Origin of the sequence: Pseudomonas fluorescens (assembly GCF_900215245.1) — a bacterium.
Classification (GTDB): Bacteria; Pseudomonadota; Gammaproteobacteria; order Pseudomonadales; family Pseudomonadaceae; genus Aquipseudomonas; species Aquipseudomonas fluorescens.
On the sequence record NZ_LT907842.1, the window covers coordinates 1,602,587 to 1,617,376 of the forward strand.

Genomic DNA, 14,790 nt, shown 5'->3' on the forward strand with positions numbered 1-14,790 from the left:
CCGGAGTCGGATGGAATGAATGCTCAAGCTGGACTACCCTCTGCCTACCGTGCGCAGTCCCGTCGCCCTCGTCCGAGAGCCTGGAGAAGCCCTATTTCGATCAATGATGCTGACCCGTTGCGGCCTTTGCTGGCCCAATGCGCCCTGGGCAACCGCCAGGCGTTCGAAACCCTCTACCGCAGCGTTTCGCCACGGCTGCACGGTGTGGCGTTGCGGTTCATGGGGCGCTCCGACCTGGCCGAAGAGGTGTTGCAGGAGGCGTTTGTGCGCATCTGGTACAACGCCTCACGCTACGAAGCGCACCTGGCGGCGCCGATGACCTGGATGGTGAATATCACGCGTAACCTGGCCATCGACCAACTACGCAAACACCGCGAACAACCCTTGGCCGACGGCCAGCAGGACGCCCTGCTCGACGACGGCCCCAGCGCCCACGAGCAACTGGATAACGAACGCGAAGCCCGTGCGCTGAATCGCTGCCTCGACACGCTGGACGGCATGCAGCGTCAATCGATCACTGTGGCTTACTTCCAGGGCCTGTCGTGCTCGGAATTGGCCGACCACTTGGCCGCGCCCCTGGGCTCGGTCAAATCCTGGATTCGCCGCGGCATGGAACGCCTGCGCAGGTGCCTTGAATCATGAACTACCAAACGACCGCGCTGCGCCGCGCCCTGGCTGCCGACTACGCCATCGGGCTGATGCCCGCCACCGCCCGTCGGCGTTTCGACGCCCTGTTATTGGAAGACGCTGCACTGCGCGTCGAACTGGGCCATTGGCAGGATGCACTCGCCAGCCTCACCGGTTCTTTGCCCGAGCGGCCGGTGCCGGACCACGTGTGGGCGGGCATCAAGGCGCGGATCGAGCCGCAAGTGCTGCACGTGCCGGCGAAGAAACCGTTCTGGATGAACCTGCGCGTACTGATGGCCGCCTGCGCGGTTGTCGTCGCCGTGTTGGTCGGCGTGCTTTATCAGCGTGATATCGGCGCCGAGTACAACGCCACGCTGGTCGCGGCGAACCAGCAACCGGCGCTGCAGATCCAGGCGTTTGGCGATCATCTGCAAGTCGAGCCGCTAACGTTGGCGGCGGTAGAGCCGACACGGGCCCTGGAACTATGGGTCATTGCGGCCGGTGGCAAACCTGTCTCCCTGGGCTTGGTGCCGACTTCGGGTAAAGGCCGAATCCAGCTGAGCAAGGAACAGCAAGCGCTGTTGACTGCACCCGCGACCCTGGCCGTCAGCCTGGAGCCACAAGGCGGCTCACCCACCGGACAACCCACCGGCCCCGTGCTGTACCAAGGCGCCCTGGCCTCTCGCTGACCCCTCTCAACACCTGTGGGAGCGGGCTTGCCCGCGAAGGCGGTGTATCAGCTCAGAAAAGGTTGGCTGGCACGCCGCCATCGCAGGCAAGCCAGCTCCCACATTTTGATCTTCATCGGCCGGGCGACTTGCTCACACCACTACCCTGTGGGAGCGGGCTCGCGAAGGCGGTGTATCAGTTGATGAATGTGTTGACTGACACGCCGCCATCGCAGGCAAGCCAGCCTCCCACATTTTGATCTTCATCGGCCGGGCGACTTGCTCACACCACTACCCTGTGGGAGCGGGCTTGCTCGCGAAGGCGGTGTATCAGTTGATGAATGTGTTGACTGACCCACCGCGTTCGCGAGCAAGCCCGCTCCCACATTTGATTTTCATCGGCCGGGCGACTTGCTCCAGGCGTTTCCCTGTGGGAGCGGGCTTGCCCACGATGGCGGTGTATCAGTTGATGAATGTGTTGACTGGCACGCCGCCTTCGCAGGCAAGCCAGCTCCCACATTTTGATTTTCATCGGCTGGGCGACTTGCTCACACCACTACCCTGTGGGAGCGGGCTTGCTCGCGAAGGCGGTGTATCAGTTGATGAATGTGTTGACTGACCCACCGCTTTCGCGAGCAAGCCCGCTCCCACATTTGATTTTCATCGGCTGGGCGACTTGCTCATGGCGAAGGATGGCGCTTATAGTTCGGCGGTCGTCCATATGGCGACACGGGTTTGGCGACTCGGGTGAATGGTGCAAAAGCTTCTGCTTTTTTGCAGGTTCTTTTGCGTCCGCAATAGCTGCTTTCATGGTGGCTGTGCGCGGGAGACCTTCGGGTCTGCCGGTTCCATTCCCGGTTCGCCAACCTGCGTACAGCTGCCACCCAATTCGTTTGGCGACGAATAAGTGTGTAGCCCACCTCTACTTGAATGGGTTTTAAAACATGAACCGATACATGCCGCTCACCGGCCACGACGCCACCACTCCCTCCCTGCTCATCGACACCCAAGTCCCGCTGGACGTGCTCCACGACGCCGCCGTCTACCGCATCCGCGCGGTCACTCAAGTCATGGAAAACCTGGCGTTTCGCGAAGGCATGCAAACCGACACCCTTGTCCTCCAGGACTTCGCCCTGCTCTGCGCCATTCCGCTGCGAGATGGCTGTGATTTGCTGGATGTGATCAGTCGACGCTTACAGGCTTAAGCACCCGACGCAAAAAGGGCGACCCTAGGGTCGCCCTTTTATTTCGCCAACGCTTATGCCGCACTGAACAACTTATGCGGATCAATCACAAACTTCTTCGGCACGCCCGCATCAAACTCGCCGTACCCACGCGGGGCGTCATCCAGGCTGATGACTTCGACGCCGACGATATCGGCAATATGAATGCGGTCCCACATGATCGCCTGCATCAGTTGGCGGTTGTACTTCATCACCGGGGTTTGGCCGGTGTGGAAGCTGTGGGATTTAGCCCAGCCCAGACCGAAGCGGATGCTCAGGCTGCCCATTTTTGCGGCGGCGTCGACGGCGCCCGGGTCTTCGGTCACGTACAAACCTGGAATGCCGATTTTGCCTGCCACACGCACCACGCCCATCAGCGAGTTGAGCACGGTGGCCGGGGCTTCGGCCTTGGCGCCGTCATGCCCGTGGCCACGTGCTTCGAAGCCCACGCAGTCAACGGCGCAGTCCACTTCCGGCTCGCCCAGCAGGGCGGCGATCTGTTCGTGCAGCGGGGTGTCGGTGGACAGGTCGACCACTTCAAACCCTTGCGCCTTGGCGTGAGCCAGGCGGATGGAGTTGACGTCGCCGATGATCACCACCGCCGCGCCGAGCAGGCGGGCGGATGCCGCAGCGGCCAGGCCGACCGGGCCGGCACCTGCGATGTAAACGGTACTGCCAGGGCCTACGCCGGCAGTGACGGCGCCGTGGTAGCCAGTCGGCAGGATGTCGGAGAGGCAGGTCAGGTCACGGATTTTCTCCATGGCCTTGTCGCGGTCCGGCAGTTTCAGCAGGTTGAAGTCGGCATACGGCACCAGCACGTATTCAGCCTGGCCACCGGTCCAATCGCCCATGTCGACGTAGCCATAGGCGCCACCGGCACGTGCCGGGTTGACGGTCAGGCACACGCCGGTGTGTTGTTCTTTGCACGAGCGGCAACGGCCGCACGCCACGTTGAATGGCACCGACACCAGGTCGCCGATTTTCAGGTTCTCGACGTCGCTGCCCTTCTCGATCACTTCGCCGGTGATTTCATGCCCCAGTACCAGGCCGGTCTGGGCAGTGGTGCGGCCGCGCACCATGTGTTGGTCGGAGCCGCAGATGTTGGTGGAGACCACGCGCAGGATGACGCCGTGCTCAATCTTCCTGCCACGGGGGTCCTGCATTTTGGGATAGTCGATTTTCTGTACTTCGACCTTGCCGTTGCCGAGATACACGACACCACGATTACCAGACATGCTTTCACCTCGCTGTTGTTTTTATGGAACCGCGTTGCCCAGGCAGGCAGCGCGTTTAAGTGCTCGGGTTACAGATGCTGTTTTTGCGTTGTTGCTGATGGCCCCTTCGCGAGCAAGCCCGCTCCCACATTCGACAGCATTTCAAATGTGGAACCCGGTCAAATGTGGGAGCGGGCTTGCTCGCGAAGGCGTCAGTCAAAGCACCACAGTCCTATTGGCATTGAGAAAAACCCGCCGCTCAATGTGATACCCAACCGCCCGGGCCAGTGTCAGCCCTTCAATATCGCGCCCCTTGGCAATCAAGTCCTCGGGATAGTGGCTGTGGTCCACCACTTCCACACCCTGGGCGATGATCGGGCCTTCATCCAGGTCGTTGTTGATGTAATGCGCCGTGGCGCCGACCAGTTTCACGCCCTTGTTGTACGCCTGGTGATACGGCTTGGCGCCTTTGAAACCGGGCAGCAACGAGTGGTGAATGTTGATGGCCTTGCCATCGAGCTTGCGGCATAGCTCCGGCGACAGCACTTGCATGTAGCGCGCAAGAATCACCAGTTCCGCACCGGTCTCTTCAATCACTTGCCACACCTGACGCTCCTGGGACGGTTTGTCGTTAGGGTCGAGGGGGAAATGGTAGTAGGGAATCTGGTGCCAGTCGGCCAACGGCTTCAAATCGGGATGGTTGGACACCACCGCGACCACGTCCATCGACAATTGGCCGATGCGCTGGCGGTAGAGCAAATCGTTGAGGCAGTGATCGGCCTTGGAGACCATGATCACCACTTTTGGCCGATAGTTCGGCGCCGTCAGCTCGAAGATCATCCCAAAGGCTTCGCCACGGGTGGCCAGGCCATCGCGGAAAGCCTGCTCGTCGAAACCGTCGGGTTGGCGAAACTCCACTCGAATAAAAAACCGGCCCGAGAGGCGGTCATCGAACGAATGGTGCTCGGTGACGTAGCAGCCCTGCTCGAACAGGTAGCGAGTGACCGCGTCCACCGTGCCGAGCACGCTGGGGCAGTCGGCAGTCAAAATCCATGTATCGGGTGCGCGGCTCATTGTGCGTGACTCCTTGATCGTTCCCACGCTCTGCGTGGGAATGCCGCCATGGACGCTCTGCGTCCGCTCTTGGGCCGCGGAGCGTCCCGGGATGCATTCCCACGCAGAGCGTGGGAACGAGCGTTATGCAACGACATTCAGGCCAAATTCGGCTGACGCGTCCTGCAGCCACAACCACCAGTAATCCGAGAAGCTGCGACGAATCAGCAGTTCCCAGGTGTCCTCGGCGGTGTGACGTATCACCAGTTGCGACTTGGCGAACACCGTGCCCACCGCCTTGCCCACCGGGAAATTGTTGGGGTGCACGTCGTAGCTGGTGGACTTCATCAGCACGTCGCGCACATTCGGGCCGCTGAGTTCGAGAATCTGCTGGCCGCCACTGACGTTGACGATCTGGATATGCAGGTCGCCCAGGGCGGCACGCAGGTTTTGCTCGGCAGCGAATTCTTCACCGCTTGGCACAACCAGCAGCCATTCATCCGGGCCGAGCCATTGCAGGCTGGTTTCGCCGTTGACGATCACCTGCAAGGCGCCGGGCAGTTCGATGCCCACGGCTTTGTGCACGCCGGCCGCGAAAGCCGCGTCATGGCCATCGCCACGAATCGTCAGGTGGCCGAGGAGTTTCTTTTCACGCACGGTCACGCCGGCGTTCTTGCGGCCCTTGCCGACCAGGCTGGCGAGGTCGGCATGGTGCAGCGACGACTCGGCCTTGGCGCCGGTGGTGGGGCGTTGTTGGTAAACATTGGCTGCTGTCATAAAGCACCTTTCCTGATTCTGTTGTGCGGCTACTGGCGTCTTCGCGAGCAAGCCCGCTCCCACAGGGGAATGCATTCCAAATGTGGGAGCGGGCTTGCTCGCGAAGGCCGCGCCTCGGTCTATCAGATGTTCTGGCGATCGCCTTTCGGGTCAAAGAACACCGAGGACACAATCTCTGCCTCGATCACGCTGCCATCCGCCTGCGGTGAGAACACTCGCTCGCCGATGCGCTTCAAGCCGCCCTTGACCACCGCCATCGCAAACGAATAGCCGAGGGAGTTGTGGGCGTAGCTGGAGGTGACATGGCCGACCATCTTCATCGGGATCGTCTGCTTCGGATCAAACACCAGTTGCGCGCCTTCCGGCAGCCATACGTTCGGATCAATCGGCTTGAGCCCGACAAGCTGCTTACGCTCTTCGCGCACGCAGTCTTCACGGTTCATGCCGCGCCAGCCGATCCACGAAAACGGTTTGGTGCGGCCTACACACCAACCCATGTTCAGGTCGTCCGGGGTCATCGAGCCGTCGGTGTCCTGACCAACGATGATGAAGCCCTTCTCGGCGCGCAGTACGTGCATGGTTTCGGTGCCGTACGGGGTCAGGTTGTACTTTTTGCCCGCCTCGACGATCTGTTCCAGCACGCCCATGGCGTAGTCGGCCTGCACGTTGACTTCGTACGACAGCTCGCCGGTAAACGAGATACGGAACACCCGCGCCGGTACGCCGCCGACCAAGCCTTCTTTCCAGGTCATGAACGGGAAGCCGTCCTTGTCCAGGTCGATGTCGGTCACTTCGCTCAGCAGCTTGCGGCTGTTGGGGCCGGACAAGGTCATGGTTGCCCAGTGGTCGGTGACCGAGGTGAAGTACACCTTGAGGTCTGGCCACTCGGTCTGCTGGTAGATTTCCAGCCACTGCAATACGCGCGCTGCGCCGCCGGTGGTGGTGGTCATCAAGAAATGGTTGTCGGCGAGGCAGGCGGTGACGCCGTCGTCGAAGACCATGCCGTCTTCCTTGCACATCAGGCCGTAGCGCGCCTTGCCCACATCGAGCTTGGTCCAGGCGTTGCTGTAGATGCGGTTGAGGAACTCACGGGCATCCGGGCCCTGAATATCGATCTTGCCGAGGGTCGACGCATCCAGCAGGCCGACGCTGTCGCGCACGGCCAGGCATTCGCGTTTCACCGCCGCGTGCAGGTCTTCACCGTTGCGCGGGAAGTACCAGGGGCGTTTCCACTGGCCGACGTCTTCAAACTCGGCGCCGTTTTTCACGTGCCAGGCTTGCAGCGCAGTGTAGCGCACCGGTTCAAAGATGTGCCCACAGTGGCGGCCCGCGACGGCGCCGAAGGTGACCGGCGTGTAGTTCGGGCGGAACATGGTGGTGCCCATCTGCGGGATGGTAACGTTCAACGAGCGCGCGGCAATCGCCAGGCCGTTGACGTTACCCAGCTTGCCCTGGTCGGTGCCGAAACCCAGCGCGGTGTAGCGTTTGACGTGCTCGACCGACTCGAAACCTTCGCGGGTAGCCAGTTCGATGGCGGCGGCGGTCACGTCGTTTTGCAGGTCGACAAATTGCTTCGGCGCCCGGGCAGTAGCTTTTTCGTGAGGCACCTGGAACAGCGCCAGCGTCGGCTCTTCCAGGCGGCTCAAGGCTTTTGGCAGCGTGCCTTGCACGGGCGCGAAACCGGCTTCGCTGGCTGCGCGCACGCCGCCTTCAAAACCATCCGCCAGGGAATCACCTAGGCCGTAGACGCCGTTGATGCCACCGACGCACACGCGTTTTTGTGGGGCTTCGCCCGGTACAAAACCGAGGATGTCTTCACGCCAGGTCGGCTTGCCACCCAAGTGCGAGGCCAAGTGAACAACCGGGCTGTAGCCGCCGGAGCTGGCCACCAGGTCGCAGTCCAGCCACTCGCCGGGGCTGGTGACTTTATGCGCTTTGACGTCGATCGCCGCCACGCGGGCGCCGGTCACGTGCTTGCTGCCACGGGCCTCGATCACAGCGCTGCCGGTGAGGATGCGAATGCCTTTGGCACGCGCCTCTTCAACCAATGCACCGCGTGGGTTATGGCGAGCATCGGCCACCGCGACAACCGCAAGGCCTGCATCGAACCAGTCCAATGCAACGCGGTAGGCGTGGTCGTTGTTGGTCGACAGCACCAATTTTTTGCCCGGTGCCACGCCGTAGCGACGCACGTAAGTGGAGACTGCGCCGGCAAGCATGTTGCCCGGCACGTCGTTGTTGCCGTACACCAGCGGGCGCTCGCACGCACCGGTCGCCAGCACCACACGCTTGGCGCGCACACGGTGGATGCGCTGGCGCACCACACCAATCGGCGCGCGGTCACCGAGGTGGTCGGTGAGGCGTTCGTGAATGGTCAGGAAGTTATGGTCGTGGTAACCGTTGACGGTGGCGCGAGGCAATAGCAGCACGTCCGGCAGGGCCTTGAGTTCAGCGATCACACTGGCGACCCACTCGGTGGCCGGCTTGCCGTCGAGGCTTTCGCGCGAGTCCAGCAAAGAGCCGCCGAATTCTTCCTGCTCGTCCGCGATGATCACTCGCGCACCGCTGCGCGCAGCCGCCAAAGCTGCCGCCAGACCGGCAGGGCCGGCGCCAACAATCAACACGTCGCAGTGACGGTTCATGTTGTCGTAGGTGTCCGGGTCGTTCTCGGTCGGCGAGCGACCAAGGCCTGCGGCCTTGCGGATGTACTTCTCGTAGGTCATCCAGAACGATTGCGGGTACATGAAGGTTTTGTAGTAGAAGCCCGGCGGCATCAGCTTGCCGCCGACCTTGCCGAGAATGCCCATCATGTCGTTGTTCACGCTCGGCCAGCCATTGGTGCTGGTGGCGACCAACCCTTGGTAGAGCGCCTGTTGCGTGGCGCGCACGTTGGGAATCTGGGTGGCTTCGGTGGCGCCGATTTGCAGCACCGCGTTCGGCTCCTCGGCACCGGCGGCAAAAATGCCGCGTGGGCGTGAGTATTTGAAGCTGCGACCGATGATGTCGACGCCATTGGCCAGCAGGGCTGCGGCCAGGGTGTCACCTTCAAAGCCTTTGTAGCTCTGGCCGTTGAAGGTGAACGTCAGGACTTTATTACGGTCGATGCGGCCACCGTTGGACAGGCGATTGATCTGGCTCATACCTTCTCTCCAGAGGCCTTGGCGGTAAATTGCGGCTTCTCGCCGATCTTGTAGGTTTCAAGTATTTCGTAGGTCACGGTGTCGCGCGTGGCGTTGAAATACTGGCGGCAACCGGCAGCGTGAATCCACAGTTCGTGGTGCAGGCCACGGGGGTTGTCGCGAAAGAACATGTAGTCGCCCCACTCTTCATCGGTGCAGGCGTTCGGGTCCAGCGGGCGCGGGATGTGCGCTTGGCCGGACGCGTGGAATTCCTCTTCGGAGCGCAGTTCGCCACAGTGAGGACAGAAGATATGCAACATAGGGAATTTCTCCTGTTAGTGGGCGACGGCCGCAGCGCCGTGTTCGTCGATCAACGCACCGTTGTGGAAACGGTCGATGGAAAAAGGCGCTGCCAATGGGTGCATTTCACCCTTGGCCAGGCTGGCGGCAAACACGTTGCCTGAGCCCGGTGTGGCCTTGAAGCCACCGGTGCCCCAACCGCAGTTGAAGAACATGTTCGGCACCGGGGTCTTGGAGATGATCGGGCAGGCGTCCGGCGTGGTGTCGACGATGCCGCCCCACTGACGGTTCATGCGCACGCGCGACAGCACCGGGAACATCTCGACGATGGCCTGGATGGTGTGTTCGATCACCGGGTACGAGCCGCGCTGGCCGTAGCCGTTGTAGCCGTCGATACCGGCACCGATCACCAAGTCGCCCTTGTCGGATTGGCTGATGTAGCCGTGCACGGCGTTGGACATGATCACGCTGTCGATAATCGGCTTGATCGGCTCCGACACCAACGCTTGCAGCGGGTGGGATTCGATCGGCAGGCGGAAGCCGGCGAGCGACGCCATGTGCCCGGAATTACCGGCCGTGACCACACCGACGCGCTTGGCGCCGATAAAGCCTTTGTTGGTTTCCACGCCGATGCACACGCCGTTTTCCTTGCGAAAGCCGATCACTTCGGTCTGCTGGATCAAGTCCACGCCGAGGGCGTCAGCGGCGCGGGCAAAGCCCCAGGCCACGGCATCGTGACGGGCCACGCCGCCGCGACGTTGCACGGTGGCGCCGAGCACCGGGTAGCGCGTGTTTTTCGAGCAGTCGAGGTACGGGATTTCGTCGGCCACTTGTTTGGCGTTGAGCAGTTCGCCGTCCACGCCGTTGAGGCGGTTGGCGCTGACGCGGCGCTCGGAATCACGAATGTCTTGCAGGGTATGGCACAGGTTGTAGACGCCACGCTGGGAGAACATCACGTTGTAGTTCAGGTCCTGGGACAGGCCTTCCCACAGTTTCATTGCGTGTTCGTACAGGTGCGCCGACTCGTCCCACAGGTAGTTGGAACGCACGATGGTGGTGTTGCGCGCCGTGTTGCCGCCGCCCAACCAGCCTTTTTCGACCACGGCCACGTTGGTGATGCCGTGCTCTTTGGCCAGGTAATAGGCGGTCGCCAGACCATGCCCGCCACCGCCGACGATGACCACGTCGTAGACCTTTTTAGGGGTCGGCGTGCGCCACATCTTCTGCCAGTTTTCGTGGTGGCTGAGTGAGTGCTTGAAGAGGCCGAAGCCCGAGTAGCGTTGCATAGTCATTACTCCAAAACCGCGCTCAGCGATAAACCGGGAAATCAGCGCACAGGGCAGACACGTGCTTGGCCACGTTGGCCTCGACGTCGGCGTCGCCGAGGTTGTCGAGGATGTCGCAGATCCAGCCGGCCAGTTCGATGCACTGCGGCACTTTGAAACCACGCGTGGTCACCGCCGGGGTGCCGATGCGCAGGCCCGAGGTCACGAACGGCGACTGCGGGTCATTCGGCACAGCGTTCTTGTTGACGGTGATGTGGGCGCGACCGAGGGCGGCGTCCGCCTCTTTGCCGGTGAGGCCCTGACGAATCAGGCTGACCAGGAACAGGTGGTTATCGGTACCGCCGGACACTACATCGTAGCCGCGTTTGATAAACACGCTGGCCATGGCCTGGGCGTTGTCGATCACTTGTTGCTGGTACGCCTTGAAACCTGGCTCCGCCGCTTCTTTGAAGCACACAGCCTTGCCGGCGATGACATGCATCAGCGGGCCGCCCTGGGCACCCGGGAACACCGCGGCGTTGAGTTTCTTTTCAATTTCTTCGTTGGCCTTGGCCAGGATCAAACCGCCACGTGGACCGCGCAGGGTCTTGTGGGTGGTGGTGGTGACCACGTCGGCGTAAGGCAGCGGGTTCGGGTACAAACCAGCGGCTACCAGGCCGGCGACGTGGGCCATGTCGACGAACAGCAGCGCGCCGACCTTGTCGGCAATCGCGCGAAAGCGTGGGAAATCCAGGGTTTTGGAGTAGGCGGAGAAACCGGCCACCACCATCTTCGGCTTGTGCTCGACCGCCAGGCGCTCAACTTCGTCGTAGTCGATCAGGCCGGTGTCGGTGTTGATGCCGTATTGCACCGCGTTGTACAGCTTGCCCGAGGACGACACTTTGGCGCCGTGGGTCAGGTGACCGCCGTGGGCCAGGCTCATGCCGAGGATGGTGTCGCCGGCGTTCAACAGGGCCAGGTACACCGCGCTATTGGCGGACGAGCCGGAGTGCGGCTGCACGTTGGCGTAATCGGCGCCGAACAACTGCTTGGCGCGCTCGATGGCCAGGGCTTCAACCTTGTCCACGTGCTCGCAGCCACCGTAGTAGCGCTTGCCCGGGTAACCTTCGGCGTATTTGTTGGTGAGGCCGCTGCCTTGCGCTTCCATCACACGTTTGCTGGTGTAGTTCTCTGACGCGATCAGCTCGATATGATCTTCCTGACGCTGCTCCTCGGCATTCATCGCCGCCAGCAGTGCGTCGTCATATCCCTGGATCTGGTCTTTTTTGCTGAACATCGCGTCTCTCCCAGCCTTTCGTATTGTTAAGGCCCGTGCAGGGCCCTTTGATGCGATGGTAGGGCTGGCGCAGACAGGTCAAATGCCTACGGACGCCACGCAAAGGTGCGTTTACGACATTACATGAGCGACACGAAACAAATGTGGGAGCGGGCTTACTCGCGAAGGCGGTGGATCAGCTTGCACACTTGTCTGCTGACACACCGCCTTCGCGAGCAAGCCCGCTCCCACAAGGGTTAGGCGATGATCTTGCGCACGAGTAGCAACATCAGGAAATGCAGTGGGTACAGGGCATACGCCCAACGGCGCATGGCCGGAGGCGAGACGTTTTTGGCCTGTCGCAATAAGACCAAACCGGCCAATGGCGCAATCAGGCAAGCGCCCAGCCCGAGCAGCGCAACGAGGCTGCCGTTATTGAGCAAAACCTGCCATTGGTTGGCAGCCACGCAGACCAAACCCGGTAACAAGCTGAAATACCATGGCCGACTGAACACCAGCAGCATGGCCAACGGCAGCAGCACACCGAAAAAGCCGAACATCAGATGCGTGGTAAACACAGCCCCGACTGCAACGGCGATCAGCGCCAAACCTCGATCAAAAAACGTCTTCTGCTGCCATCCTCGGGCAACGAGCAGGCCCAGCGCCAAGGTCGGCAGGACGTTTAATGTATCGGCATCGTCGATAAACATTCGGTACGGCACTTCGCTGACCACACTGAACAGCAACAGCCACCCCAGGTAGCGCCACTGGCCGCTCACCGGTGCATGCCGGACCCGGTGCACATTGGCCGCAATCGCCAGGCAAAACCACGGAAACGCCAGCCGGCCTGGCACATACAGGCCATCGAGGCTCAAACCGACATAGCGCAGGTGATCCAGCACCATGCTCAGCAGCGCCAGCCACTTGAGCAAATCCAGCGCGCCATCCCGGACGCGTCCGACAGGAATCGTTTCAGTACCGTGCATAATTCCCCAGTGACTTTGCATTTACAGTGCGTGCGCACCCTGGACAATCTTGGTTACAGTGCGCACCAACATCGACCACAGGAATGGGCCATGACCGACAAGAGCCAACAATTCGCCAGCGACAACTATTCGGGCATCTGCCCGGAAGCCTGGGCCGCCATGGAACAAGCCAACCAGGGCCATCAACGCGCCTACGGCGATGATGAATGGACCCACCGCGCCGCCGACGGATTCCGTGATTTGTTCGAAACCGATTGCGAGGTGTTCTTCGCCTTCAACGGTACAGCCGCCAACTCCCTGGCACTGTCCTCGCTGTGCCAGAGCTACCATAGCGTGATTTGCTCGGAAACGGCCCACGTCGAAACCGACGAATGCGGCGCGCCGGAGTTTTTCTCCAACGGTTCCAAGCTCCTCACCGCTCGCACCGAAAACGGCAAGCTGACCCCGGAATCAATCCGCGAAATCGCCCTCAAGCGCCAGGACATTCACTACCCCAAACCCCGCGTGGTGACCCTCACCCAAGCCACTGAAGTCGGCAGCGTGTACACCCCGGAAGAAATCCGCGCGATCAGCGTCACCTGCAAGGAACTGGGCTTGAACCTGCACATGGACGGCGCGCGCTTCGCCAATGCCTGCGCGTTCCTCGGCTGCTCCCCGGCCGACCTGACCTGGAAAGCCGGTGTGGACGTGCTGTGCTTTGGCGGGACGAAAAACGGCATGGCGGTGGGTGAAGCGATCCTGTTCTTCAACCACACGCTGGCGGAAGACTTCGATTACCGCTGCAAACAGGCCGGCCAGCTGGCGTCGAAAATGCGCTTCCTCTCCGCACCGTGGGTGGGCTTGCTGGAAAACGACGCCTGGCTCAAACACGCACGCCACGCCAACCACTGCGCGCAGTTACTGAGCAGCCTGGTAGCGGATATTCCCGGCGTGGAATTGATGTTCCCGGTGCAGGCCAACGGCGTGTTCCTGCAACTCTCGGAGGCGGCCATCGAAGCGTTGACGGCCAAGGGCTGGCGCTTCTACACCTTCATCGGCAAAGGTGGCGCACGGTTCATGTGTGCGTGGGATACCGAGGAAGAACGCGTAAGAGAATTAGCCGCGGATATACGGGAAGTGATGAACGCTTAACGTAGGAGCAAAACCAGCGCGTACTGGCCGATCGCCGAGACTGTTTTTTGATATTTCTGACAGCAGCGAACCCCGCTTTCGTTGACTAGCCTCTTGGAACCCGGAAGGAAAAGGCCGCTGCAGCGGCCACCTTTCGGGATAACCCCCTGCCGAATAATCGGCTGGAAACGGACCTCCAGAAGAGAGCTAAAACCATGGAGTATCAAAACAATGGCAACACCCTGCAAAGCGACGGCACTGCCAGCACCACGGTCATTGACTGGGATGAGTTCCGCAAATACGCCAAAGTCGGGGACACCATCCGCGAGCCGTCGAGGACACTGAGGATCTACGACAAAACCTATGAACTGACAGCCTCAGGCCAGCACTTTGTCATCCATATCTACGCCCAGTAACGGTTAAGTTGACTATTCGCTAGCCACTCAGCCACTGCTCGTTCCCACGCTGCGCGTGGGAACACCTGCTGGGACGCTCTCTGCGTCCACGCCACACCTCGTTTCGAGGACGAATAAACAGATGGGCAGAAGCCGCTACGTCATAACCGAACCCGAAAAACCGCATTTCCTAACATGCACGGTCATGGAGTGGCTACCGCTGTTTACTCGCGACTACCTCGTGAGCCATCTCCTGGATTGTTGGCGATATCAGCAAAAGCACCATGCGCTAAGCCTGTTTGGCTACGTCATTCTCGAAAACCACCTGCACTTCGTCGCCCAAGCGCCGGACCTGTGCAAGTGCGTCAATCAATTCAAATCCTTCACTGCTCGCACCATCATTGATGACCTGCAAAGCAAAGGTGCCGAGCGTGCATTGCAACGCCTGCGTTTCAGCAAACGAGCCCACAAGGCGGATCGGGTTTATCAGCTTTGGCAGGAAGGCTCACATGCCGAATTGGTGTACAGCGAAACAGTGATGCGCCAAAAACTGGATTACATCCACTGCAACCCGGTAAAGCGAGGGTATGTAGATTTGCCCGAGCACTGGCGATACTCCAGCGCCCGCAATTACGCGGGCAGTGAGGGTTTAATAGACATACAACGCTGGTACTGATGATCGTTCCCACGCTCCGCGTCACAACGTGCACAGGTCGGGACGCGGAGCGTCCCAGGAGGCGTTACCACGCGGAGCGTGGGAACGATCTGGTGCGGGGG

14 protein-coding genes are annotated in these 14,790 nt (G+C 61.1%); 6 read left to right on the top strand and 8 right to left on the bottom strand.

The genetic code is table 11. The annotated features are described in order from the left end of the window. Positions 1-15 precede the first annotated feature (15 nt). The 3 genes from CPH89_RS07565 to CPH89_RS07575 all read left to right on the top strand — a co-directional run bounded on the left by CPH89_RS07565 (position 16) and on the right by CPH89_RS07575 (position 2,500). On the top strand, positions 16-642 hold the full coding sequence (locus CPH89_RS07565; RefSeq protein WP_053258369.1) for a sigma-70 family RNA polymerase sigma factor: 627 nt from the start codon (positions 16-18) through the stop codon (positions 640-642). Further along, complete coding sequence (locus tag CPH89_RS07570; RefSeq protein ID WP_053258370.1) at positions 639-1,316, top strand: anti-sigma factor; 678 nt, start codon at positions 639-641, stop codon at positions 1,314-1,316. Before CPH89_RS07565 ends, CPH89_RS07570 begins: the two co-directional genes overlap by 4 nt. Positions 1,317-2,239: 923 nt before the next feature. Next, complete coding sequence (locus CPH89_RS07575) at positions 2,240-2,500, top strand: hypothetical protein (protein WP_232005432.1); 261 nt, start codon at positions 2,240-2,242, stop codon at positions 2,498-2,500. Between the two features lie 53 nt (positions 2,501-2,553). Here CPH89_RS07575 and fdhA read toward each other — a convergent pair whose 3' ends face one another. The 8 genes from fdhA to CPH89_RS07615 all read right to left on the bottom strand — a co-directional run bounded on the left by fdhA (position 2,554) and on the right by CPH89_RS07615 (position 12,508). Beyond that, positions 2,554-3,753 carry a formaldehyde dehydrogenase, glutathione-independent gene (fdhA, locus tag CPH89_RS07580; protein ID WP_048722231.1) on the bottom strand — a complete coding sequence of 400 codons (1,200 nt, stop codon included), beginning with the start codon at positions 3,751-3,753 and terminating at the stop codon, positions 2,554-2,556. Between the two features lie 195 nt (positions 3,754-3,948). Then, complete coding sequence (gene purU, locus CPH89_RS07585) at positions 3,949-4,806, bottom strand: formyltetrahydrofolate deformylase (protein WP_032883972.1); 858 nt, start codon at positions 4,804-4,806, stop codon at positions 3,949-3,951. A gap of 123 nt (positions 4,807-4,929) precedes the next feature. After that, positions 4,930-5,562, bottom strand: a complete 633-nt coding sequence (locus CPH89_RS07590; RefSeq protein WP_053258372.1) for a sarcosine oxidase subunit gamma — start codon at positions 5,560-5,562, stop codon at positions 4,930-4,932. 122 nt (positions 5,563-5,684) lie between these two features. Beyond that, complete coding sequence (locus CPH89_RS07595; RefSeq protein WP_053258373.1) at positions 5,685-8,702, bottom strand: sarcosine oxidase subunit alpha; 3,018 nt, start codon at positions 8,700-8,702, stop codon at positions 5,685-5,687. Then, positions 8,699-9,001 (bottom strand): sarcosine oxidase subunit delta, encoded by a 303-nt coding sequence (locus tag CPH89_RS07600; RefSeq protein ID WP_027605979.1) that lies wholly within the window; start codon positions 8,999-9,001, stop codon positions 8,699-8,701. Before CPH89_RS07600 ends, CPH89_RS07595 begins: the two co-directional genes overlap by 4 nt. A gap of 15 nt (positions 9,002-9,016) precedes the next feature. Further along, positions 9,017-10,267, bottom strand: a complete 1,251-nt coding sequence (locus CPH89_RS07605) for a sarcosine oxidase subunit beta (RefSeq protein ID WP_010207084.1) — start codon at positions 10,265-10,267, stop codon at positions 9,017-9,019. 22 nt (positions 10,268-10,289) lie between these two features. Next, a complete protein-coding gene (gene glyA, locus CPH89_RS07610; RefSeq protein ID WP_053258374.1) occupies positions 10,290-11,543 on the bottom strand; it encodes a serine hydroxymethyltransferase in 1,254 nt (417 codons plus the stop codon). A gap of 236 nt (positions 11,544-11,779) precedes the next feature. Then, positions 11,780-12,508: a TraX family protein gene (locus CPH89_RS07615; protein WP_053258375.1), complete on the bottom strand. Its 729-nt coding sequence runs from the start codon at positions 12,506-12,508 to the stop codon at positions 11,780-11,782. Between the two features lie 90 nt (positions 12,509-12,598). Here CPH89_RS07615 and CPH89_RS07620 point away from each other — a divergent pair, with 90 nt between their 5' ends. The 3 genes from CPH89_RS07620 (at position 12,599) to CPH89_RS07630 (ending at position 14,689) form a co-directional block, all read left to right on the top strand. Beyond that, positions 12,599-13,639, top strand: a complete 1,041-nt coding sequence (locus CPH89_RS07620) for a threonine aldolase family protein (protein ID WP_053258376.1) — start codon at positions 12,599-12,601, stop codon at positions 13,637-13,639. Between the two features lie 194 nt (positions 13,640-13,833). Next, positions 13,834-14,034: a hypothetical protein gene (locus tag CPH89_RS07625; RefSeq protein WP_053258377.1), complete on the top strand. Its 201-nt coding sequence runs from the start codon at positions 13,834-13,836 to the stop codon at positions 14,032-14,034. 121 nt (positions 14,035-14,155) lie between these two features. Next, on the top strand, positions 14,156-14,689 hold the full coding sequence (locus CPH89_RS07630) for an REP-associated tyrosine transposase (RefSeq protein WP_053258378.1): 534 nt from the start codon (positions 14,156-14,158) through the stop codon (positions 14,687-14,689). The last annotated feature ends 101 nt before the right edge of the window (positions 14,690-14,790 follow it).

Coding starts and splice junctions, on each gene's coding strand:
- CPH89_RS07565 (WP_053258369.1), top strand. CDS start 16: ATGAATGCTCAAGCTGGACTACCCTCTGCCTACCGTGCGCAGTCCCGT.
- CPH89_RS07570 (WP_053258370.1), top strand. CDS start 639: ATGAACTACCAAACGACCGCGCTGCGCCGCGCCCTGGCTGCCGACTAC.
- CPH89_RS07575 (WP_232005432.1), top strand. CDS start 2,240: ATGAACCGATACATGCCGCTCACCGGCCACGACGCCACCACTCCCTCC.
- fdhA (WP_048722231.1), bottom strand. CDS start 3,753: ATGTCTGGTAATCGTGGTGTCGTGTATCTCGGCAACGGCAAGGTCGAA.
- purU (WP_032883972.1), bottom strand. CDS start 4,806: ATGAGCCGCGCACCCGATACATGGATTTTGACTGCCGACTGCCCCAGC.
- CPH89_RS07590 (WP_053258372.1), bottom strand. CDS start 5,562: ATGACAGCAGCCAATGTTTACCAACAACGCCCCACCACCGGCGCCAAG.
- CPH89_RS07595 (WP_053258373.1), bottom strand. CDS start 8,702: ATGAGCCAGATCAATCGCCTGTCCAACGGTGGCCGCATCGACCGTAAT.
- CPH89_RS07600 (WP_027605979.1), bottom strand. CDS start 9,001: ATGTTGCATATCTTCTGTCCTCACTGTGGCGAACTGCGCTCCGAAGAG.
- CPH89_RS07605 (WP_010207084.1), bottom strand. CDS start 10,267: ATGCAACGCTACTCGGGCTTCGGCCTCTTCAAGCACTCACTCAGCCAC.
- glyA (WP_053258374.1), bottom strand. CDS start 11,543: ATGTTCAGCAAAAAAGACCAGATCCAGGGATATGACGACGCACTGCTG.
- CPH89_RS07615 (WP_053258375.1), bottom strand. CDS start 12,508: ATGCACGGTACTGAAACGATTCCTGTCGGACGCGTCCGGGATGGCGCG.
- CPH89_RS07620 (WP_053258376.1), top strand. CDS start 12,599: ATGACCGACAAGAGCCAACAATTCGCCAGCGACAACTATTCGGGCATC.
- CPH89_RS07625 (WP_053258377.1), top strand. CDS start 13,834: ATGGAGTATCAAAACAATGGCAACACCCTGCAAAGCGACGGCACTGCC.
- CPH89_RS07630 (WP_053258378.1), top strand. CDS start 14,156: ATGGGCAGAAGCCGCTACGTCATAACCGAACCCGAAAAACCGCATTTC.